The organism is Pseudomonas sp. HC1(2025) (genome assembly GCF_058742075.1).
On record NZ_CP196017.1, the window covers coordinates 1 to 22,176 of the forward strand.

At 60.5% G+C, this 22,176-nt stretch carries 19 protein-coding genes; 9 read left to right on the forward strand and 10 right to left on the reverse strand.

Going from position 1 to position 22,176, the window contains the following annotated elements; genetic code table 11:
* The 4 genes from dnaA to gyrB are packed head-to-tail and all read left to right on the forward strand — an operon-like array spanning position 1 to position 6,210.
* Complete coding sequence (dnaA, locus tag ACSSVH_RS00005) at positions 1-1,521, forward strand: chromosomal replication initiator protein DnaA (RefSeq protein WP_169954065.1); 1,521 nt, start codon at positions 1-3, stop codon at positions 1,519-1,521.
* Between the two features lie 39 nt (positions 1,522-1,560).
* Positions 1,561-2,664 carry a DNA polymerase III subunit beta gene (gene dnaN, locus ACSSVH_RS00010; RefSeq protein ID WP_057439291.1) on the forward strand — a complete coding sequence of 368 codons (1,104 nt, stop codon included), beginning with the start codon at positions 1,561-1,563 and terminating at the stop codon, positions 2,662-2,664.
* A 20-nt stretch (positions 2,665-2,684) separates the two neighbouring features.
* The gene (gene recF / locus ACSSVH_RS00015; protein WP_492633912.1) at positions 2,685-3,788 is read left to right on the forward strand and encodes a DNA replication/repair protein RecF; all 1,104 of its coding nucleotides are present in this window, start codon (positions 2,685-2,687) and stop codon (positions 3,786-3,788) included.
* 4 nt (positions 3,789-3,792) lie between these two features.
* Positions 3,793-6,210 (forward strand): DNA topoisomerase (ATP-hydrolyzing) subunit B, encoded by a 2,418-nt coding sequence (gene gyrB, locus ACSSVH_RS00020; protein WP_032857164.1) that lies wholly within the window; start codon positions 3,793-3,795, stop codon positions 6,208-6,210.
* 99 nt (positions 6,211-6,309) lie between these two features.
* Here gyrB and ACSSVH_RS00025 read toward each other — a convergent pair whose 3' ends face one another.
* On the reverse strand, positions 6,310-7,029 hold the full coding sequence (locus ACSSVH_RS00025) for a response regulator transcription factor (protein WP_170057470.1): 720 nt from the start codon (positions 7,027-7,029) through the stop codon (positions 6,310-6,312).
* 199 nt (positions 7,030-7,228) lie between these two features.
* On the opposite strand from ACSSVH_RS00025, the gene ACSSVH_RS00030 reads away from it, so the two are divergent.
* From ACSSVH_RS00030 to ACSSVH_RS00040, 3 genes are all read left to right on the forward strand, one after another.
* A complete protein-coding gene (locus ACSSVH_RS00030) occupies positions 7,229-7,501 on the forward strand; it encodes a hypothetical protein (RefSeq protein ID WP_170042009.1) in 273 nt (90 codons plus the stop codon).
* Between the two features lie 369 nt (positions 7,502-7,870).
* Positions 7,871-8,860 (forward strand): FecR family protein, encoded by a 990-nt coding sequence (locus tag ACSSVH_RS00035; RefSeq protein ID WP_169954068.1) that lies wholly within the window; start codon positions 7,871-7,873, stop codon positions 8,858-8,860.
* 18 nt (positions 8,861-8,878) lie between these two features.
* Positions 8,879-11,182, forward strand: coding sequence for a CHASE2 domain-containing protein (locus tag ACSSVH_RS00040; protein ID WP_492633913.1), 2,304 nt, complete (start codon positions 8,879-8,881; stop codon positions 11,180-11,182).
* A gap of 169 nt (positions 11,183-11,351) precedes the next feature.
* On the opposite strand, the gene ACSSVH_RS00045 is transcribed toward ACSSVH_RS00040, so the two are convergent.
* The 4 genes from ACSSVH_RS00045 to glyQ all read right to left on the reverse strand — a co-directional run bounded on the left by ACSSVH_RS00045 (position 11,352) and on the right by glyQ (position 15,748).
* Positions 11,352-12,122: a lysophospholipid acyltransferase family protein gene (locus ACSSVH_RS00045; protein WP_170057467.1), complete on the reverse strand. Its 771-nt coding sequence runs from the start codon at positions 12,120-12,122 to the stop codon at positions 11,352-11,354.
* An 82-nt stretch (positions 12,123-12,204) separates the two neighbouring features.
* A complete protein-coding gene (gmhB, locus tag ACSSVH_RS00050; protein ID WP_169954151.1) occupies positions 12,205-12,744 on the reverse strand; it encodes a D-glycero-beta-D-manno-heptose 1,7-bisphosphate 7-phosphatase in 540 nt (179 codons plus the stop codon).
* On the reverse strand, positions 12,744-14,798 hold the full coding sequence (glyS, locus tag ACSSVH_RS00055; protein ID WP_170042006.1) for a glycine--tRNA ligase subunit beta: 2,055 nt from the start codon (positions 14,796-14,798) through the stop codon (positions 12,744-12,746). The genes gmhB and glyS overlap by 1 nt, the downstream gene beginning before the upstream one ends.
* Complete coding sequence (glyQ, locus tag ACSSVH_RS00060) at positions 14,795-15,748, reverse strand: glycine--tRNA ligase subunit alpha (protein ID WP_003213601.1); 954 nt, start codon at positions 15,746-15,748, stop codon at positions 14,795-14,797. The genes glyS and glyQ overlap by 4 nt, the downstream gene beginning before the upstream one ends.
* Positions 15,749-15,829: 81 nt before the next feature.
* Between glyQ and ACSSVH_RS00065 the strand changes: the two genes are divergently transcribed.
* A complete protein-coding gene (locus ACSSVH_RS00065) occupies positions 15,830-16,387 on the forward strand; it encodes a DNA-3-methyladenine glycosylase I (protein WP_169954072.1) in 558 nt (185 codons plus the stop codon).
* Positions 16,388-16,427: 40 nt separating this feature from the next.
* Positions 16,428-17,315 carry a lysophospholipid acyltransferase gene (locus ACSSVH_RS00070; protein WP_057439284.1) on the forward strand — a complete coding sequence of 296 codons (888 nt, stop codon included), beginning with the start codon at positions 16,428-16,430 and terminating at the stop codon, positions 17,313-17,315.
* Between the two features lie 127 nt (positions 17,316-17,442).
* On the opposite strand, the gene ACSSVH_RS00075 is transcribed toward ACSSVH_RS00070, so the two are convergent.
* From ACSSVH_RS00075 to def, 5 genes are read right to left on the reverse strand one after another with little or no spacing between them, the layout of a single operon-like run.
* Positions 17,443-17,754: a tetratricopeptide repeat protein gene (locus tag ACSSVH_RS00075; RefSeq protein WP_492633914.1), complete on the reverse strand. Its 312-nt coding sequence runs from the start codon at positions 17,752-17,754 to the stop codon at positions 17,443-17,445.
* 18 nt (positions 17,755-17,772) lie between these two features.
* Positions 17,773-19,146, reverse strand: a complete 1,374-nt coding sequence (gene trkA / locus ACSSVH_RS00080; RefSeq protein WP_057957876.1) for a Trk system potassium transporter TrkA — start codon at positions 19,144-19,146, stop codon at positions 17,773-17,775.
* Between the two features lie 23 nt (positions 19,147-19,169).
* Positions 19,170-20,480 carry a 16S rRNA (cytosine(967)-C(5))-methyltransferase RsmB gene (rsmB, locus tag ACSSVH_RS00085; protein ID WP_169954075.1) on the reverse strand — a complete coding sequence of 437 codons (1,311 nt, stop codon included), beginning with the start codon at positions 20,478-20,480 and terminating at the stop codon, positions 19,170-19,172.
* Complete coding sequence (gene fmt, locus ACSSVH_RS00090) at positions 20,480-21,430, reverse strand: methionyl-tRNA formyltransferase (protein ID WP_170042004.1); 951 nt, start codon at positions 21,428-21,430, stop codon at positions 20,480-20,482. The genes rsmB and fmt overlap by 1 nt, the downstream gene beginning before the upstream one ends.
* Before the next feature lie 57 nt (positions 21,431-21,487).
* Positions 21,488-21,994: a peptide deformylase gene (gene def, locus ACSSVH_RS00095; RefSeq protein WP_029290229.1), complete on the reverse strand. Its 507-nt coding sequence runs from the start codon at positions 21,992-21,994 to the stop codon at positions 21,488-21,490.
* Positions 21,995-22,176: the final 182 nt, after the last annotated feature.

A 22,176-nucleotide genomic window follows, 5' to 3' on the forward strand; every position in this document is an offset into this window, starting at 1 on the left:
GTGTCAGTGGAACTTTGGCAGCAGTGCGTGGAGCTTTTGCGCGATGAGCTGCCTGCCCAGCAATTCAACACCTGGATCCGTCCACTACAGGTCGAAGCCGAAGGCGACGAGTTGCGTGTCTACGCACCCAATCGTTTTGTTCTCGACTGGGTCAACGAGAAGTACCTGAGCCGCGTTCTCGAATTGTTCGACGAACATGGCAATGGGATGGCTCCAGCGCTCTCCTTATTAATAGGCAGCAAACGCAGCTCCGCACCGCGTGCCGCGCCGAATGCGCCGCTGGCCGCGGCTGCCTCGCACGCCCAGGCTGCGGCAGCCCCGGTTAACCACGCACCAGCCACCGCTGCGCCAGCCCCGAGCAAATCCGTGGCGCAAAAAAATGCGCCAGTGAGCGAAGAGCCGTCCCGCGACAGCTTCGACCCCATGGCAGGAGCCAGTTCGCAGCAGGCCCCGGTGCGCGCGGAGCAGCGCACGGTCCAGGTCGAAGGTGCGCTCAAGCACACCAGTTACCTGAACCGCACCTTTACCTTTGAAAACTTCGTCGAAGGTAAATCCAACCAGTTGGCCCGCGCCGCCGCCTGGCAGGTGGCCGACAATCCCAAGCACGGTTACAACCCGCTCTTCCTTTACGGCGGCGTTGGCTTGGGTAAGACGCACTTGATGCACGCTGTGGGTAACCACCTATTAAAGAAGAATCCGAATGCCAAGGTCGTGTACCTGCACTCGGAGCGCTTCGTGGCCGACATGGTCAAGGCGTTGCAACTCAATGCGATCAACGAATTCAAGCGCTTCTATCGCTCCGTCGATGCGCTGCTGATTGATGACATTCAATTCTTCGCGCGCAAGGAACGTTCCCAGGAAGAGTTTTTCCACACGTTCAACGCCCTGCTTGAAGGCGGCCAGCAGGTCATCCTCACCAGCGACCGTTACCCGAAGGAAATCGAAGGCCTGGAAGAGCGCCTCAAATCGCGCTTCGGCTGGGGCCTGACCGTTGCGGTAGAGCCGCCGGAACTGGAAACCCGGGTCGCGATCCTGATGAAGAAAGCCGACCAGGCGAAAGTCGATCTGCCTCACGATGCGGCATTCTTCATTGCCCAGCGTATTCGCTCCAACGTGCGTGAGCTCGAAGGTGCGCTCAAGCGCGTTATCGCTCACTCGCACTTCATGGGCCGCGACATCACTATCGAGCTGATTCGCGAATCCCTGAAGGACCTGTTGGCGCTGCAAGACAAGCTGGTCAGTGTGGATAACATTCAACGCACCGTGGCCGAGTACTACAAGATCAAGATTTCCGACCTGCTGTCCAAGCGCCGCTCGCGCTCGGTAGCGCGTCCCCGTCAGGTGGCCATGGCGCTCTCCAAGGAGCTGACCAACCACAGCCTGCCGGAAATTGGCGATGTGTTTGGTGGTCGCGACCACACCACGGTCTTGCACGCGTGCCGCAAGATCAATGAACTTAAGGAATCCGACGCGGATATTCGCGAGGACTACAAGAACCTGCTGCGTACACTGACAACTTGATGAACACCAGCGCAGCTTATTAAGGCAAGGGACTAGACCATGCATTTCACCATTCAACGCGAAGCCCTGTTGAAACCCCTGCAACTGGTCGCAGGCGTCGTCGAGCGCCGACAGACCTTGCCGGTACTTTCCAACGTATTGTTGGTTGTCGAAGGCCAGCAGTTGTCGTTGACCGGTACCGACCTGGAAGTCGAACTGGTTGGTCGCGTACAGCTGGAAGAACCCGCCGAGCCCGGTGAGATCACCGTGCCTGCGCGCAAGCTGATGGATATCTGCAAAAGCCTGCCCAATGATGCGCTGATCGACATCAAGGTTGATGAGCAGAAGTTGGTGGTCAAGGCCGGGCGCAGTCGTTTCACCTTGTCGACCCTGCCGGCCAACGATTTCCCGACGGTAGAAGAAGGTCCCGGTTCGCTGACTTGCAGCCTGGAGCAAAGCCGCCTGCGCCGTTTGATCGAACGCACCAGCTTCGCCATGGCCCAGCAGGATGTGCGTTACTACCTCAACGGCATGCTGCTGGAAGTCTCCGAAGGCATCATCCGTGCCGTGGCCACCGACGGTCACCGTCTGGCAATGTGCTCGATGAAGGCCGATATCGGTCAGCCGGACCGCCACCAGGTCATCGTGCCGCGCAAAGGTATCCTTGAACTGGCGCGCCTGCTCACCGAGCCGGACGGTAACGTCAGCATCGTCCTAGGCCAGCATCACATCCGTGCTACCACCGGCGAGTTCACCTTCACCTCCAAGCTGGTAGACGGCAAATTCCCGGACTACGAGCGCGTGCTGCCCAAAGGCGGCGACAAGCTGGTGATCGGTGATCGCCAGGCGCTACGTGAAGCGTTCAGCCGTACCGCGATCCTGTCCAACGAGAAGTACCGTGGTATTCGCCTGCAATTGGCCAACGGCCAGCTGAAAATCCAGGCCAACAACCCGGAACAGGAAGAAGCGGAAGAAGAAGTTGGCGTCGACTACAACGGTGGATCCCTGGAGATCGGCTTCAACGTGAGCTACCTGCTGGACGTGCTGGGTGTGATGACCACCGAGCAAGTGCGTCTGATCCTGTCGGACTCCAACAGCAGCGCCCTGGTGCAAGAATCCGATAACGACGACTCGGCTTATGTTGTTATGCCGATGCGCCTGTAATCATGCTCAGCAGAAGCTAGATGTCCCTCAGTCGCGTCTCGGTCACCGCGGTGCGCAATCTGCACCCGGTGACCTTCTCCCCCTCCCCCCGCATCAATATCCTCCATGGCGCCAACGGCAGTGGCAAAACCAGCGTGCTGGAAGCCATTCACTTGCTGGGCCTGGCTCGTTCCTTTCGCAGCGCCCGCCTGTTACCGGTGATTCAATACGAGCAATTGGCGTGCACCGTTTTTGGCCAGGTCGAACTGGCGCAAGGCGGGCACAGCAGCCTGGGGATATCTCGTGATCGGCAGGGAGAGTTCCAGATCCGTATCGATGGGCAGAATGCGCGCAGTGCAGCGCAGTTGGCGGAAATCCTACCCCTGCAATTGATCAACCCTGACAGCTTCCGTTTACTGGAGGGTGCACCAAAAATTCGCCGGCAGTTCCTCGATTGGGGAGTGTTCCACGTGGAACCGAGGTTCATGGCCACGTGGCAGCGCCTGCAGAAGGCCCTGCGGCAGCGGAACTCATGGCTGCGGCATGGTACACTTGACGCCGCTTCGCAAGCGGCCTGGGACCGTGAACTGTGCCTGGCCAGCGACGAAATAGATGAATACCGCCGCACCTACATCAAAGCCTTGAAACCAGTCTTTGAACAGACCTTGAGTGAGTTGCTGGAACTCGAGGGACTGACGCTGAGCTACTACCGTGGTTGGGACAAAGAGCGTGACTTGAGTGCAGTACTCGCCACCTCTTTGCAACGGGATCAGCAAATTGGCCACACCCAGGCAGGGCCGCAACGCGCTGATTTGCGCCTTAGATTAGGTGCACATAACGCCGCGGATATCTTGTCCCGTGGCCAGCAGAAGTTGGTGGTCTGCGCGTTGCGTATCGCCCAGGGGCACTTGGTTAGCCAGGCCCGGCGCGGGCAGTGTATTTATCTGGTGGATGACTTGCCGTCCGAATTGGACGAGCAACACCGCCGCGCGCTATGCCGCTTGTTGGAAGACTTACGCTGCCAGGTATTTATTACCTGTGTAGACCACGAATTATTGAGGGAAGGCTGGCAGATGGAAACGCCAGTCGCTTTGTTCCACGTGGAACAAGGCCGTATCACCCAGACCCACGACCATCGGGAGTGAAGGCATGAGCGAAGAAAACACGTACGACTCGACCAGCATTAAAGTGCTGAAAGGTTTGGATGCCGTACGCAAACGTCCCGGTATGTACATTGGCGACACCGATGATGGTAGCGGTCTGCACCACATGGTGTTCGAGGTGGTCGACAACTCCATCGACGAAGCGCTCGCCGGCCATTGCGACGACATCAGCATCATCATCCACCCGGATGAATCCATCACCGTACGCGACAACGGTCGCGGCATTCCGGTAGATGTGCATAAAGAAGAAGGCGTATCGGCAGCAGAGGTCATCATGACCGTGCTCCACGCCGGCGGTAAGTTCGACGACAACTCCTATAAAGTATCCGGCGGTTTGCACGGTGTAGGTGTGTCGGTGGTAAACGCCCTGTCGGAAGAACTGATCCTGACTGTGCGCCGCAGCGGCAAGATCTGGGAACAGACCTACGTCCACGGCGTGCCTCAAGCACCTATGGCGATCGTTGGCGACAGCGAAACCACAGGCACCCAGATTCACTTCAAGCCTTCGGCTGACACCTTCAAGAATATCCACTTCAGCTGGGACATCCTGGCCAAGCGGATTCGTGAGCTGTCCTTCCTCAACTCCGGTGTGGGTATCGTCCTCAAGGACGAGCGCAGCGGCAAGGAAGAGCTGTTCAAGTACGAAGGCGGCCTGCGTGCATTCGTTGAATACCTGAACACCAACAAGACTGCGGTCAACCAGGTGTTCCACTTCAACATCCAGCGTGAAGACGGCATCGGCGTGGAAATCGCCTTGCAGTGGAACGACAGCTTCAACGAGAACCTGTTGTGCTTCACCAACAACATTCCACAGCGCGATGGCGGTACTCACCTGGTGGGTTTCCGTTCCGCACTGACGCGTAACCTGAACACCTACATCGAAGCCGAAGGCCTGGCGAAGAAGCATAAAGTCGCCACTACTGGTGACGATGCCCGCGAAGGCCTGACCGCGATTATTTCGGTCAAGGTCCCGGATCCGAAGTTCAGTTCCCAGACCAAAGACAAGCTGGTTTCTTCTGAAGTGAAGACGGCTGTCGAACAGGAAATGGGCAAGTACTTCTCCGACTTCCTGCTGGAAAACCCCAACGAAGCCAAGCTGGTCGTCGGCAAGATGATCGACGCGGCACGGGCCCGTGAAGCGGCGCGTAAAGCCCGTGAAATGACCCGTCGTAAAGGCGCGCTGGATATCGCTGGCCTGCCGGGCAAACTGGCGGACTGCCAGGAGAAGGACCCTGCTCTCTCCGAACTGTACCTAGTGGAAGGTGACTCTGCTGGCGGTTCCGCCAAGCAGGGTCGTAACCGTCGCACCCAGGCGATCCTGCCGTTGAAGGGTAAGATCCTCAACGTCGAGAAGGCCCGTTTCGACAAGATGATTTCCTCCCAGGAAGTCGGCACCTTGATCACCGCCCTGGGCTGTGGCATTGGTCGCGACGAGTACAACATCGACAAGTTGCGCTACCACAACATCATCATCATGACCGATGCTGACGTCGACGGTTCGCACATCCGTACCCTGCTGCTGACCTTCTTCTTCCGTCAGTTGCCGGAGCTGATCGAGCGTGGCTACATCTACATCGCCCAGCCGCCGTTGTACAAAGTGAAAAAGGGCAAGCAAGAGCAATACATCAAAGACGACGACGCCATGGAAGAGTACATGACGCAGTCGGCCCTGGAAGATGCCAGCCTGCACTTGAACGACGAAGCCCCGGGCATCTCCGGTGAGGCGCTGGAGCGTCTGGTAAACGACTTCCGCATGGTGATGAAGACCCTCAAGCGTTTGTCGCGCCTGTACCCTCAGGAGCTGACCGAGCACTTCATCTACCTGCCGGCCGTCAGCCTGGAGCAGTTGGGCGATCACGCAGCGATGCAGGATTGGCTGGCCCAGTACGAAGTGCGCCTGCGCACCGTCGAGAAGTCTGGCCTGGTGTACAAAGCCAGCCTGCGTGAAGACCGTGAACGTAACGTCTGGCTGCCAGAGGTCGAACTGATCTCCCACGGCCTGTCGAACTACGTCACCTTCAACCGCGACTTCTTCGGCAGTAACGACTACAAGACCGTAGTAACCCTGGGCGCGCAACTGAGCACCCTGCTGGACGACGGCGCTTATATTCAGCGCGGCGAACGCAAAAAGCAGGTCAAGGAGTTCAAGGAAGCCCTGGACTGGTTGATGGCAGAAAGCACCAAGCGTCACACCATCCAGCGATACAAAGGTCTGGGCGAAATGAACCCGGACCAGCTGTGGGAAACCACCATGGACCCAGCCCAGCGCCGTATGCTGCGTGTGACCATCGAAGACGCCATTGGCGCGGACCAGATCTTCAACACCCTGATGGGTGATGCGGTCGAGCCACGTCGTGACTTCATCGAGAGCAATGCCTTGGCAGTGTCCAACCTGGACTTCTGATAACGCTATTGCCAAACAAAAAAGGCCAACGTTTAACGTTGGCCTTTTTTATTGCCCAGATTTTGGAGCCCTTTTTAAATGCTCCACGTGGAACATCGGCTACGCCGTCGCTGCGGTCACGCTCTCCAACCGATAGCCGTACCCATAGATCGTCAGCAGCTGCCAACCCCGCTCCGGCGTCAGCCCAAGCTTGTTTCGTAGCCGATAAATGTGGGTATCCAGCGGGCGCGAAGACACCATTTCTTCATGGGTCCAGAACCGTTCATAGAGATATTCCCGTGACAGCGGCCGGGCCAGGTTGGCGAAGAGGCAGCGTGCCAGGCGGTATTCCCTTTCGGTCAGGTTGATTGGATCACCCGCGCGGCTGACGGTCAGTTCGGCATCGTCGAAGGTCAGGTCGTTGAAAACCAGCATTTCGGTGGCAGCAGATTTCTGCAGGCCGTGACGACGCAGGACGGCACTCACCCGTGCCTTCAGTTCGTTGGGGCGAAACGGTTTGCTGACGTAGTCATCGGCACCGCTGTTCAGGGCCTGGACGATATCGCTCTCGGCATCGCGGCTGGTCAGCATAATCACGGGCGGTGGCGCCTCCATGTGCTCACGGGTCCAGCGCAGGATCGCGATGCCGCTCAGGTCCGGCAACTGCCAGTCGAGTACCAGCAAGTCGAAGGTTTCTCGGCGCAGTTGGCGCAGCAAGTCTTCGCCACGTTCGAAGCAATGCAGCGTCCATGGCTGCTCCAAGGCACTTGGGATTTGTCGCAGTGTCTGTTCCACCCGCCGCAATTCGGCAGGTTCGTCATCCAGTATCGCGACACGCATGGCAGGGTCCTTTCTTCTTGAAGAATGTTGCAGCGGTTGAAGAGAGCGTAATGGTTCACCGTTGAATCTGAACAATTGTGGCCAGTTTCTCAAGCTCCCTGAATCTCTCGGTACGCTGATATCAGATAGCCCTAAGGCCGTTAAACATCGCGTACCCAGCTGGAAAGATACCGGCTCAAGCCCCTCAGGAAAAGGATCAATGCCAATCAGGTTTTATGCGCTGTCGGGACAGGTGTGTCTCGTGCAGAAGGTCAGAGTGTGGGGAAAGATGTTCATGCTGGTGATGGCAACAGGTTTTGGCACAGAAATGGTGGATGCCTGCAGCCCGGCACAGTCTGCCCCACTTGACGAAATGACGGTGTACGCCGAATCCGTAGACGGCCTCGGTTACGCAGGACTCAGGGAAATCGATGCCCCGCAGGCGTTTCAACACGGGAGCTTGCTGGACCAGGATCAACGATGGATCTTCTAAATCTGAACAAATGTTGCACTACTCCCCTATGCACCACTCTTGTAGGTAAATTCTCTTTCGCTGAATGACACATGGAGGGCGTGCGCGGGAAGCGCTCTCGATACACGGACGTATCATCTGTAGTCTGCGGTTCGCCATGGGCTGCTGTCGGAGGGATGTGAGGGACAGTATTTCTTCGATGTACATCCGGTTCGACGTCGTCGATCCGGCAGACACAGGGATGTGTCACCTTTCTTGGCGCCTCATCCCTACCACTACGGCTATCGAGTTCGATGCGTCATCGGGTATCGTAGGCGAGATTCAAGGTCCTGCCGCCGCAAGACGCTTTCTGAATGTGCAGTCTGACGGACCTTTAGAACTAGAACCTTGATGAGCGCCATGACCCTCTTTCCTCGTCGCTATTCCCTTTCCTCTTTGTTTGGCTCAAGCCTGGCCCTGGCCCTGGTGGTCACCAGCCCACAAGTCCTCGCCAAGCCTGCACCTGTGCGCGCGCCCTACATTGATGACAACCTGATGTGCCGGGCACAGCCGCTGCCGGCAGTCGTGCAGAACCTTACCGGTGAAGCCTGGAAGCTGGACGCCAAGGGGCGCCCCAGTGTGTTGGAAGAAGGCATGCTGATCGATGAGCAGGAAAGCGTAAAAACCTCGCCATCGGCGTTTGTCAGCCTGTTGCTGGGCGATGGCTCACGCATCGTCCTGCCCTCCAGCTCCGAAGTGCGTTTGCATTTGGTGGAAGAACAGGCGATCCCCCAGGTGATCCTGCAACAAGGCCAGGTCGAGGCCTACGTACTCAAGCGCACCAGTGACTATGACCGTTTTCAGATCGTGACCCCGGTGGGCGTACTGGGCGTGCGCGGTACGCACTTTCGTGTGCGTAACGACGATCAGCAATCGGTGGTCGAAGTGCTCAACGGCCAGGTAGCCGCCAGCCGGACCGAACCGCAGCCGGTAGGCAAACAGCTGAAGAACAAGCCGCAGACGGGCCCGGTGGAAGGTGAACTGAAGGTCGGCGCTCGACAAGGGGTGCTGCTCAAGCCCCAGGGCGAGTTGAAGACAGTCGACCTATTGCCCGCGCCGCGCCTGATGGGCCAGGACGGCCAGAAAGGCGATGCGCCGGTATGGACATTGATCCTGCACCCGCAACCGGGGGCCCAGCGCTACCGTGCGCAAGTAGCTACCGATAAAACCTTCATGAACATCAAGCAGGAAAACTTCTCCAGTGAGCCGCGCTTGAGCTTCACTGGACTCAAGGCCTCGTTCTATCACGTGCGCGTGTCGGCCTTTGATGACCAGGGACTGGAAGGAGAAGCAGGCGTTTATGACATCTTCTATTACCCACCTGCCACCCGTGTGCAGTAGCAGCGCGGCGCTCGCACGGTGAAGTGGTGGCGCCGGGCTGAACAGCGCCAGCCGACCCAGGCCCAACGCCTGTTCAATGGGCTGGTCAGGGAGTGGCTGTGGATCGGTCTGCTTCTGCTGCCGATGACGGCCTTTCTGTCGCTAAGCCCCGGCCTTGCCCTGAATAACCTGCTGTACGACAGCCTGCGGCGCATGGCGCCGTTGCCGGTGGATCCGCGCATCCTGCTGGTGAACATTGATGACATGAGCCTCAAGGAACTCGGTCAATGGCCGTGGTCGCGGCGCCTGCATGCCGACCTGATTGACCAGTTGAGTGCGGCCAAACCCGCCGGGATCCTGCTCGATGTGATCTTCAGCGAACCGGCGCGCGAGCCGGCCAATGATCAACGCCTGGCCCAGGCTATGTGCAATGCCGGCAATGTCCTGCTGCCGTTGATTCGCGAAGGCACGCCGCGCCTGGGGCAACCCATCGCGCAGATCCTCCCTGTGCTGCCACTGCGCGATTGTGCGAGGGGGGTGGGTCATATCAACGTGGAAGCGGACAGCGACGGTATTGTGCGCAGCCTGTACCTGCGTGAGGGGCCGCCGGGGCAACTGGTCCCGCAACTGGCCTGGTTGGCCTTCGAGCTGACCGGCCAGCACACCGATATGCCAGGGCTGTCAGCGTCTTCTGAAGTAACCGATTGGCAGCGTGACAATGCCATCCGCATCCCATTTATCGCCACCGATCACGGCTTTCCCAGCGTGCCGTATGTCAGTGTCTTGCGCGGTGAGGTCCCTGCCCAACTGTTGCGTAATCGGATCATTCTGGTGGGGGCCACTGCACCGGGCATGGGCGATCGCTATGTGACACCGCTTTCGGCCAGCGTCGGTACCACCCCGGGCGTCGAGATCCAGGCCAATATCCTCAACGGCCTGCTGCAAGGGCGCAGCATTACCGTGTTGCCTGGCTGGCTGGCCACCCTGCTGTCTACCGCGATGGTGGCCTTGTTGCTGGGCCTGCTGCTGTTGCGCCCGCGTTATGCGCTGTGGCTGACCCTGGGCTGCATGGCGGGCGCCCTCCTCGCTTCCTGGGGCTTGTTGCGCCTGGGGCTCTGGTGGTCGCCAGCGGCCACGCTGATCGGCATGCTGCTGGGCTACCTGATCTGGAACTGGCGCCGCCTGAGCGTAATCCTCGCTTACTTCGGCTGGGAATTGGCGCGCCTGGACAGCGAGCCCAAGGTGCTGCCGGAACGCCGTCGCGCGGCCGTCAGCAACGGTGATGTGTTGCAGGGCCGTATCGTGGCCCTGGAGCAAGCGGTCAGTCGTACCCGCGACACCCGGCGTTTTATGGCCGATGGCCTGGAGTGCTTGCCGGTCGCTACGCTGATTACCGATCCCACAGGCGAGATCCTGTTGGCCAATCGGATCGCCCGCGATGTGTTTGGCAACGAACTGATTGCCCAGAACCTGCTGCAGCAACTGGCGGCACTGGGTTACCCGCCCTTGCAAGGCCAGGTACATACGCCGCTATCGGCCCTGGAAATCATCGAGTTCCGCGATACCCAGCAACGCAGCCTGCGCCTGGAACTGGCGCCTCTGTTACCGGCCGACGGTGATGTGGCGTTGGGGTGGCTGTTGAGCCTGACTGACCTGAGTATCGAACGCGACGCCCAGCAGCAACGTGAAACCCTGCTGCGGTTTCTCTCCCATGATCTGCGGGCGCCCCACTCGGCAATCCTCGCGTTGCTGGATGTGCAACGGCATGAAGCCTCAGACGTTTCGCAGGTCTTTACCCAGATCGAACAGCAAGTGCGACGCGCATTGAATTTGACCGAATCGTTCGTTCAACTGGCCAAGGCTGAGTCCGACGGTTATCAGTTTGAGCCCAGCCTGTTTGCCATGTTGGTGCTCGATGCGTTTGACCAGGTCGCGCTGCTGGCCCAATTGAAACATATCCAGTTGGTCCACGACCTGGACGAGGCTGGTGAGCAAACGGTCCTGGCGGATCAGTCGCTGCTCACCCGAGCCTTGTTCAACCTGATGGAGAATGCGATCAAGTACAGCCCAGCCGGCACCACGGTGACGGTGCGCCTGGAACGCAACGGCCAATGGCTGGCTTGTCATATCCAGGACCAGGGCCCCGGCATCGCGGCCCAGGAGCTGCCTGAACTGTTCAGCCAATACCGACGTTTTGCTTCGGCTCAGGGCAGCGAAGGCTTGGGGCTGGGCCTGACCATGGTCAAGGCGGTGATGGACCGCCATGGGGGGCGGATCGACTGTGTGAGTGTGGTGGGGCAAGGCACGGTTTTCAGCCTGCAGATGCCGTTGTGGGAGGAGTGAACGGCTGTGCATAAAAAACCGGCCGCAAGGGCCGGTCTTCAACGCTCGAAAAAACTTATGCACGTTTTCCGGTGTTTTATTAGCTTAAGAAATATGTAATAGAATCATAAGCCTACAAGCGAAAAACTGCATTTCGCCAACAAACCGTGCACAGGTTATCCACAGAACGTCAGATCACCGCCTGGTCCGCTGCAATCGGCAGTGGCGGCAGCGAACCCATGGCCCGTTGCTGCGCCTCATTCCACGCTGCAGCGCGGTCATTGAGCGCGGCAATTGCACGCGGTCCTTCCCCTTGCGCATACATCGGCTCGCCGATCACCACGGTGATGGTGCCTTTACGCTTGGCCCAGCCTTCCTTGGGCCAGAACTTGCCGGCATTGTGGGCAATCGGCAGTACTGGAAGATTGGCGTTGACCGCCAATGCCGTACCGCCCCGGGAGAACTTGCCTACAGTGCCAAAGGGTACGCGAGTGCCCTCCGGGAAGATCAGTACCCACACCCCATCCTTGAGCAGCTCGTCACCCTTCTTCGCCACATGCTTGAGCGCGGCCTTGGGGTTGTCGCGGTCGATGGCAATCGGGCGCAGCATGGCCATCGCCCAGCCAAAGAACGGCACGAACAGCAACTCACGCTTGAGCACCTGGCTCAGGGGCGAGAAATACGCGGAAAGAAAGAAGGTCTCCCAGGTGCTCTGGTGGTTCGACAGGATCACGCACGGCTGGTCCGGCACATTCTCGGCACCCTTGACCTCGAAACGAATGCCCAGGAACACCTTGGTCAGCCACAACGCGCAGCGGCACCAATAGACGTTGATAAAGCGATAGCGCGCCTTGAATGGCAAAAAGGGCGCGATAAAAAAGCTCAGGGTGCACCAGAGAAACGAACTGGTGCCCAGCAGCAGGTAAAAGAAGAAGGTTCTGATGGCCTGCAAAATCGACATGGCAGCATTTACCGTTGCGGGACAACGCCCGCCTGTTAAAAGTGCACTCCCGAACAATCCTTGGTCAGGAAGTCGAGGGCGACTAGTTGTTGATAAGTTCTGCGGCAACCGCCGCCAGATCGTCAAAAATCAAGGTGCCGACCGGCAGGTTTTTCGCCTGGGTCTTTTCGCCTTTCCCGGTCTTTACCAAAACTGGCTGAGAGTCGACGGCTTTGGCCGCCTCCAGGTCACCGAGACTGTCCCCGACGAACCATATCCCAGCCAGGGGCACCTTGTAATGTTCTGAAATGATTTTCAACATGCCAGGCTTGGGTTTGCGGCAATCGCAACCCTCATCCGGCCCGTGGGGGCAGTACACCACCAGTCCCACCTCACCGCCCTGCTCGGCCACCAATGCGCGCAGGCGCGCGTGCATGGCGTCCAGGGTGGCGATGTCGTAGTAGCCGCGGGCGATGCCGGACTGGTTGGTAGCGATGGCTACCGTCCAGCCGGCCTTGCTCAACTGCGCGATGGCCTCGACCGAGCCGGGCAGCGGGATCCACTCCTCCACCGACTTGATGTAAGCGTCGGAGTCGTAATTGATCACCCCGTCCCGATCGAGAATCAGCAGTTTCAACATGATCAGCTCAGCGTCGAGATGTCAGCGATGTTGACGAACAAGCCGCGCAGGCGCGCCAGCATGGCGTAGCGGTTTTTCCGCACGCCAGCATCTTCGGCATTGATCATCACCGCCTCGAAGAACGCATCCACCGGCTCACGCAAGGTGGCCAGGCGCGCCAGGGCTTCGGCGTAGTTGCGCTCGGCGATCAGCGGCTTCACTGCGTTTTCTGCCTTGGCGATGGCCGAGTTCAGCGAGAACTCCTTGGCATCGGCAAACAGGCCAGGGTCGACATCGGCATTGCCCAGGCCTTCGGCCTTGCTCAGCAGGTTCGACACGCGCTTGTTCACGGCGGCCAGGGCGTCCGCTTCCGGCAGCTTGCGGAACGCTTGTACGGCTTGCACACGCTGGTCGAAGTCCAGTGCCGAACCCGGTTGCAGGGCACGTACCGACAGGTAGACGGAAACGTCCACGCCTTCGTCTTCGTAGCGCGCACGCAGGCGGTCGAACACGAACTCCAGCACTTGCTCGGCCAGGCCGGCTTGCTTGACCTTGCCACCAAACTGGCCGACGGCAAATACCACGGCCTGGGTCAGGTCGAGGTCGAGCTTTTTGTCGATCAGGATGCGCAGCACGCCCAGGGCGGCACGGCGCAGGGCATATGGGTCTTTGCTGCCGGTCGGCAACATGCCGATGCCAAAGATACCGACCAGGGTATCCAGCTTGTCGGCGATGGCCACGGCCGCACCGGTCAGGGTGGTTGGCAGCTCGGCGCCAGCGCCACGCGGCATGTACTGCTCGTTCAAGGCCAGGGCGACGTCTTCAGGCTCGCCGTCATTGAGCGCGTAGTAGTAACCGGCCACGCCTTGCATTTCCGGGAACTCGCCGACCATCTCGGTGGCCAGGTCGCATTTGCACAGCAGGCCCGCGCGTGCGGCCAAGGCAGCGTCGCCGCCAATGCGTGGGGCGATGTAGGCCGCCAGCTTGGAAACCCGCACAGCCTTGTCGTAGACGCTGCCCAGCTTCTCCTGGAACACCACGTTCTGCAGGCGCAGGTTGAAGTCTTCGAGCTTCTGCTTCTTGTCTTGCTTGAAGAAGAACTCGGCGTCGGTCAGGCGCGGGCGTACGACTTTCTCGTTACCGGCGATGATCTGCTGCGGGTCCTTGCTTTCGATGTTGGCCACGGTGATAAAGCGCGGCAGCAACTTGCCGTCCACATCCAGCAGGCAGAAATACTTCTGGTTGTCCTGCATGGTGGTGATCAGGGCTTCTTGCGGCACATCGAGGAAGCGCTCTTCGAACGAGCACACCAGCGGCACCGGCCATTCAACCAACGCGGTCACTTCATCGAGCAGGCTTGGCGGCACGATGGCCGTGCCTTCCTGCAAACGGGCCAGCTCTTCGGTGCGCTTGCTGATCAGCTCGCGACGCTCGTTGGCATCGGCCAGCACGTAGGCGGCACGCAGGTCAGTGGCGTAGTTGGCCGGCGAGGTGATGCGCACGGCTTCAGGATGATGGAAGCGGTGACCACGGGACTCACGACCGGCCTTCTGGGCGAGGATGGTGCAATCGATGACTTCGTCACCGAGCAGCATCACCAACCATTGGGTCGGACGTACGAACTCTTCCTTGCGTGCACCCCAGCGCATGCGCTTGGGGATCGGCAGGTCATTGAGAGAATCTTCAACGATAGTCGGCAACAGGCTGGCGGTCGGCTTGCCCTTGATGACTTGGCTGAAACGCAGTTTCGGGCCGCTCTGGTCGATCTCGCTCAGCTCGACGCCGCACTTCTTGGCAAAACCAAGGGCAGCCTGGGTCGGGTTGCCTTCAGCATCAAAGGCGGCCTGGCGTGGCGGGCCGTCGAGGTTGATGTTGCGGTCCGGCTGCTGGGTTTCCAGCGCGGTCAGCAATACTGCCAGGCGACGTGGCGCGGCGTAGACCTTCTTGGCTTCAAACTTCAGGCCGGCAGTCTGCAGGCCTTTCTCGATGCCGGCCAAAAATGCATCGGCCAGGGTGTTGAGGGCCTTGGGTGGCAGCTCTTCGGTACCCAGTTCAACCAGGAAATCTTGAGCACTCATTGTGCAGCCTCCAGCTTAGCCAACACTTCATCACGCAGATCCGGGGTCGCCATCGGGAAGCCCAGCTTGGCGCGAGCCAGCAGGTAGGCTTGCGCAACGGAACGCGCCAGGGTGCGGACACGCAGGATGTATTGCTGGCGCGCGGTTACCGAGATGGCACGGCGGGCGTCCAGCAGGTTGAAGGTGTGGGATGCCTTCAGGACCATTTCGTAGCTTGGCAACGGCAGCGGCTGATCCAGTTCGATCAGGCGCTTGGCTTCGCTTTCGTAGAAGTCGAACAGTTCAAACAGCTTCTCGACGTTGGCGTGTTCAAAGTTGTAGGTCGACTGCTCCACTTCGTTCTGGTGGAACACATCGCCATACGTCACTTTGCCGAACGGGCCGTCAGCCCACACCAGGTCGTAGACCGAGTCCACACCCTGCAGGTACATGGCCAGGCGTTCCAGGCCGTAGGTGATTTCGCCGGTCACCGGGTAGCACTCGATGCCGCCCGCCTGCTGGAAGTAGGTGAACTGCGTGACTTCCATGCCGTTGAGCCAGACTTCCCAGCCCAGGCCCCAGGCGCCGAGGGTTGGCGATTCCCAGTTGTCTTCGACGAAACGGATGTCGTGGACCAGTGGGTCCAGGCCGACATGTTTCAGCGAACCCAGGTACAGCTCCTGGAAGTTGTCCGGGTTGGGCTTGAGGACCACCTGGAACTGATAGTAGTGCTGCAGGCGGTTGGGGTTTTCGCCGTAGCGGCCGTCAGTCGGGCGACGACTGGGCTGCACATAAGCGGCGTTCCAGGTTTCCGGGCCGATGGCCCGCAGGAATGTTGCGGTGTGGAAAGTGCCGGCGCCTACTTCCATATCGTAGGGCTGAAGTACCACACAACCTTGCTCGGCCCAGTATTGCTGGAGGGCGAGGATCAAGTCTTGGAAGGTACGCACGGCTGGCGTAGGCTGGCTCACAAAATTCACCTGTTACTTGGGCTGCGATTTAAAGGGCGGGAGTATACCCGATTCGGCCCCGCCACCACTCCCTGGAGCCTTATGCCACGCTGCTTTTGGTGTTCTGAAGATCCGCTGTACATGGCTTATCACGATCAAGAGTGGGGAACGCCGCTGCGCGATGCGCAGGGTTTGTTCGAGTTGCTTTTGCTCGAAGGGTTCCAGGCGGGCCTGTCCTGGATCACCGTTTTACGCAAACGCGAGCATTATCGAAAGGTCTTGTTCGGTTTTGATCCAAAGCGCCTGGCGCAGTTGAGCGATGCCCAGATCGAGCAGTTGATGCTCGACCCAGGCATTGTGCGCAACCGCTTGAAACTCAATGCCACCCGGCGCAATGCCGCGGCCTGGCTGGCGCTGGAGGACCCGGTGGGGTTGCTCTGGTCGTTTGTCGGCGGCGTGCCCAAGGTCAATCACTTCAAGGATCGCAGCCAGGTCCCGGCGATTACGCCAGAGGCCGAAGCCATGAGCAAAGCCCTCAAGAAAGCCGGCTTCACGTTCGTCGGGCCGACCATCTGCTACGCGTTCATGCAGGCCTCAGGGATGGTCATGGACCACACCCAGGACTGCGACCGTTACGCGGACTTGGTCAACGCCGGGTAGAATGGCCGCTTTGCGCACCACACACGATCAGGAGTGACCTGTGGAAAAGTTAAAAGGCGCCTTGCTGGTAGGCGCTCTGCGATTGTTTGCCCTGCTGCCCTGGCGCGCCGTGCAAGCCGTGGGTTCGGCGATTGGCTGGATCATGTGGAAGACCCCCAACCGCTCCCGCGACACGGTGCGGATCAACCTCTCCAAGTGTTTCCCGGACATGGACCCGGCCGAGCGCGAGCGCCTGGTCGGCCAGAGCCTGATGGACATCGGCAAGTCCCTGACCGAGAGCGCGTGCGCCTGGATCTGGCCGGCCCAGCGTTCTATCGACCTGGTACGTGAAGTCGAAGGCCTGGAAGTGCTGCAGCAAGCCCTGGCCTCGGGCAAAGGCGTGGTCGGCATCACCAGCCACCTGGGCAACTGGGAAGTGTTGAACCACTTCTATTGCAGCCAGTGCAAACCGATCATTTTCTATCGCCCGCCCAAGCTCAAGGCGGTGGATGACCTGCTGCGCAAGCAACGCGTGCAGTTGGGCAACCGGGTGGCGGCGTCGACCAAAGAGGGCATCCTCAGCGTCATCAAGGAAGTGCGCAAGGGCGGCCAGGTGGGGATTCCCGCTGACCCGGAGCCGGCAGAATCGGCCGGGATCTTCGTACCGTTCTTCGCCACCCAGGCGCTGACCAGCAAGTTCGTGCCGAATATGCTCGCCGGCCATAAGGCGGTGGGCGTGTTCCTGCATGCCCTGCGGCTGCCGGACGGCTCGGGCTACAAAGTGATCCTGGAAGCGGCGCCGGAAGACATGTACAGCACCGACACGGCCACGTCCTGCGCGGCGATGAGCAAGGTGGTGGAGCGTTATGTTGGCGCCTACCCGAGCCAGTACATGTGGAGCATGAAGCGCTTCAAGAAACGCCCGCCGGGCGAGGCGCGTTGGTACTGATACACCCGGCTCTGCAAGCAACGAAGATCAAATGTAGGAGCTGGCTTGCCTGCGATAGCATCGCCTCGGTGTCACTGAGAGACCGAGTCGCCTGCATCGCAGGCAAGCCAGCTCCCACAGGGGTGCCTCAGGCTTGGCGATCGAGTTTTTTCAGGAACACCGTCATCTCTTTCTCGGCCTGCTTGTCGCCATGGGCCTGGGCCGCTTCGATACCCTTCTCCCATGCCTGGCGTGCCGCGCTTTTATCGCCCAGCGCAGCATGCGCCTTGCCCAACAGCTTCCACGCCGCCGAATACTTCGGGTCAAACCCGACGCACTTGCCTAAATGCTCGGCTGCCTTGGCGTTGTCCTTCAAATCCAGGTAACCCTTGCCCAAGCCAAAGCGCAGCAGCGAGTTATCCACACCCTTGGCGAGCATTTTTTCCAGGGATTCGAGCATGTCGGTCTCTCCGTCAGATCAGAAAAAGCTCAACCCCACGTGGAACAGCTTCTCCACATCGCGGATATGTTTTTTATCCACCAGGAACAGGATCACATGATCGCCCGTGGCGATCACCGTATCGTCATGGGCGATGATCACTTCTTCATCGCGGATGATCGCGCCAATGGTTGTGCCCGGTGGCAAGCCGATATCGCGGATCGCCCGGCCGATCACCTTGCTCGACTTGGAGTCACCGTGGGCGATCGCCTCGATGGCTTCCGCCGCCCCCCGGCGCAATGAGTGCACGCTGACGATATCGCCGCGCCGCACGTGGGCCAGCAGGGTACCGATGGTGGCCAATTGCGGGCTGATGGCAATGTCGATGTCGCCACCCTGGATCAGGTCCACATAGGCCGGGTTGTTGATGATGGTCATCACCTTCTTCGCCCCCAGCCGCTTGGCCAGCAGCGACGACATGATATTGGCTTCGTCGTCGTTGGTCAGGGCCAGGAAGATATCGGCGTCGGCGATGTTCTCTTCCATCAGCAGGTCGCGATCCGAAGCGCTGCCTTGCAGCACCACGGTGCTGTCGAGGGTATCGGACAAGTAGCGGCAGCGCGCGGCGTTCATCTCGATGATCTTCACCTGGTAGCGGCTTTCGATGGCCTCGGCCAGGCGCTCGCCGATCTGCCCGCCGCCGGCGATGACGATGCGCTTGTAGCTCTCGTCGAGCCGGCGCATTTCGCTCATCACGGCACGAATATTGGCCTTGGCGGCGATGAAGAAGACTTCGTCGTCGGCTTCGATCACCGTGTCGCCCTGGGGCAGGATTGGCCGGTCGCGACGGAAAATCGCGGCCACGCGGGTTTCCACATTCGGCATATGTTCGCGCAGCTGGCGCAGTTGCTGGCCCACCAGCGGCCCGCCGTAGTAGGCCTTGACCGCCACCAGTTGCGCCTTGCCTTCGGCAAAGTCGATCACCTGCAGCGCGCCGGGGATTTCGATCAGGCGCTTGATGTAGTGGGTAACCACTTGCTCGGGGCTGATCAGCACGTCCACCGGAATCGCGTCGTTGTCGAACAGGCCGGCGCGGGTCAGGTAGGCCGCTTCACGCACCCGGGCGATCTTGGTCGGGGTGTGGAACAGGGTGTGGGCGACCTGGCAGGCGACCATATTGGTCTCGTCACTGTTGGTCACCGCCACCAGCATGTCGGCATCGTCGGCGCCGGCCTGGCGCAGCACGGTGGGGAACGAGGCACGGCCCTGGACCGTACGGATATCCAGGCGATCGCCTAGGCCGCGCAGGCGTTCGGCGTCGGTGTCGACCACGGTAATGTCGTTGGCTTCACTGGCCAAATGCTCAGCCAGCGTACCGCCGACCTGCCCTGCGCCAAGGATGATGATCTTCATCCGGTCACTCCCTTAAAAACCATTCAACCGCGTGCAGCGGCAATCTTGATCAGCTTGGCGTAATAGAAGCCATCGTGCCCGCCTTCCTGCGCCAGCAACTGGCGGCCGTGGGGCTGCTTGATGCCGGCGGTAGTGGCAATGTCCAACTCCCGCGCGCCGCTGGTGCGGGCGAGGAAGGCTTCGATCACGTCGGTGTTTTCGGTCGGCAAGGTCGAGCAGGTGGCGTAGAGCAGGATGCCACCGACCTCCAGCGTCGGCCACAGCGCGTCCAGCAACTCGCCTTGCAGCACAGCCAGGGCGGCGATGTCGTCGGGTTGGCGGGTGAGCTTGATATCCGGGTGACGGCGGATCACACCGGTGGCGGAACAGGGTGCGTCCAGCAGGATGCGCTGGAACGGCTTGCCATCCCACCAGGCGGCGGTGTCGCGCCCATCGGCGGCAATCAGCTCGGCGTCCAGGCCCAGGCGCGCGAGGTTTTCGCGCACGCGCACCAGGCGCTTGGCTTCCAGGTCGACGGCGACGACACCGGCCAGGCCCGGCTGCACTTCCATGATGTGGCAGGTCTTGCCGCCTGGGGCGCAGCAGGCGTCCAGCACCCGCTGGCCCGGTGCCAGGTCGAGCAGGTCGGCGGCCAGTTGCGCGGCTTCGTCCTGCACGCTGATCCAGCCTTCGGCAAAGCCTGGCAGGCTACGCACATCGCCTGCGGTCTCCAGCACGATGCCGTCCTGGCTGTACACGCAGGCGCTGGCATTGATGCCGGCCTCTGCCAGTAATTGGAGATAGGCATCGCGGCTGTGATGGCGGCGATTGACCCGCAGAATCATCGGCGGGTGGGCATTGTTGGCGGCGCAGATGGCTTCCCACTGCTCTGGCCAGAATGCCTTGAGGGATTTTTGCAGCCAGCGCGGGTGCGCGGTGCGCACTACCGGGTCGTGTTCGAGCTCGGCCAGCAACCCCTCGCTTTCGCGCTGGGCACGGCGCAGCACGGCGTTGAGCAAGGCCTTGGCCCAGGGCTTTTTCAGCTTGTCGGCGCACCCCACGGTTTCGCCGATGGCGGCGTGGGCCGGCACGCGGCTGTAGAGCAACTGGTAGAGGCCCACCAGGAGCAGCGCCTCGACGTCGGCATCGGCGGCCTTGAACGGCTTTTGCAGCAACTTGGCCGCCAGCGCCGACAGACGCGGCTGCCAGCGGGCGGTGCCAAAGGCCAGGTCCTGGGTGAAGCCGCGATCGCGGTCTTCGACTTTATCCAGTTGCACCGGCAACGAGCTGTTCAGGGAAGCCTTGCCATTGAGCACGGCGGCCAGGGCCTTGGCGGCGGCCAAACGCGGGTTCATCAAGCGTCCACTCCAAGGATGATGCCGGGGGCAAATTTCTCACGACGGCTGTTGAACAAGTCGCTGAAGTTCAGCGCCTTGCCGCCGGGCAATTGCAGACGAGTCAGACACAGTGCCTGTTCGCCGCAGGCCACCAGCAGGCCTTCCTTGCTGGCGCCGATGATTTCACCGGGGGCGCCGCTGCCGTCGGCCAGGGTGGCGGCGAGGACTTTCAATGCTTCGCCATTGAGTGTGCTGTGGCAGATCGGCCACGGGTTGAAGGCACGTATCAGGCGCTCCAGTTCCACGGCCGGGCGGCTCCAGTCGATGCGCGCTTCGTCCTTGTTCAGCTTGTGGGCGTAGGTGGCGAGGCTGTCGTCCTGCGCTTCACCGTGCAAGGTGCCAGCCGCGAGGCCGGCAATCGCCTCGACCACCGCTGGCGGGCCCATCTCGGCCAGGCGGTCGTGCAGGCTGCCGCCGGTGTCTTGGGCGGTGATGGGCGTGGTGACCTTGAGCAGCATCGGCCCGGTGTCCAGGCCGGCTTCCATGCGCATCACGGTCACGCCGCTTTGTGCGTCACCGGCCTGCACCGCGCGCTGGATCGGCGCCGCACCGCGCCAGCGCGGTAGCAGCGAGGCGTGGCTGTTGATGCAACCCAGGCGCGGGATATCCAGCACTGCTTGGGGGAGGATCAGGCCGTAGGCCACCACCACCAGCAGGTCCGGCTTCAGTGCTGCCAGTTCAGCCTGGGCCTCGGCATTGCGCAGGGTCGGCGGTTGCAGCACGACGATGCCGTTTTCCAGCGCCAGTTGCTTGACCGGGCTGGGCATCAGTTTTTGCCCACGGCCGGCCGGGCGATCCGGCTGGGTGTACACCGCGACGATTTCATAAGGGCTGGCAAGCAGGGCCTTGAGGTGTTCGGCGGCAAATTCAGGGGTGCCGGCAAAAACGATGCGCAGTGGCTCGGTCATGGGAAACGTCTCACAAAAGAAAAAGGCTTGCCGGAGCAAGCCTTTGAAAGAAGGGAATCAAGCTTGCTGGCGATGCTTCTTTTCCAGTTTCTTCTTGATCCGGTCGCGTTTGAGCGTGGACAGGTAATCGACAAACAGCTTGCCGTTGAGGTGGTCGCACTCGTGCTGGATGCACACCGCCAGCAGGCCTTCGGCAATCAGCTCGAATGGCTTGCCGTCGCGGTCCAGGGCCTTGATCTTGACGCGCAGCGGGCGTTCGACGTTCTCGTAGAACTCCGGCACCGACAGGCAGCCTTCCTGGTATTCGCCCATCTCGTCGGTCAGCGGCTCGAATTCCGGGTTGATGTACACCATCGGTTCGCTGCGGTCTTCGGACAGGTCCATGACCACCACGCGCAGGTGCACGTTGACCTGGGTGGCGGCGAGGCCGATGCCCGGGGCTTCATACATTGTTTCAAACATGTCATCGACCAGCTGACGAACCTTGTCGTCCACTACGGCCACCGGTTTGGCGATAGTGCGCAGGCGCGAGTCCGGGAATTCGAGGATGTTCAAAATAGCCATAAGCGTAATTGCTGCACATGTGAGGTAAAGGCAAATCGGCCTCGGGACACCCCGCACGGCCGGTGTGAAACGCTCGCAGGCCGCGAAGGCCAAGGCATTTCACGCGAACCGACATAATAAAGGAGATTGCCCCCATGAGGAAATCGCTACTCGTCTTCAAAACGGGGCGCCAGGTTGGGCGG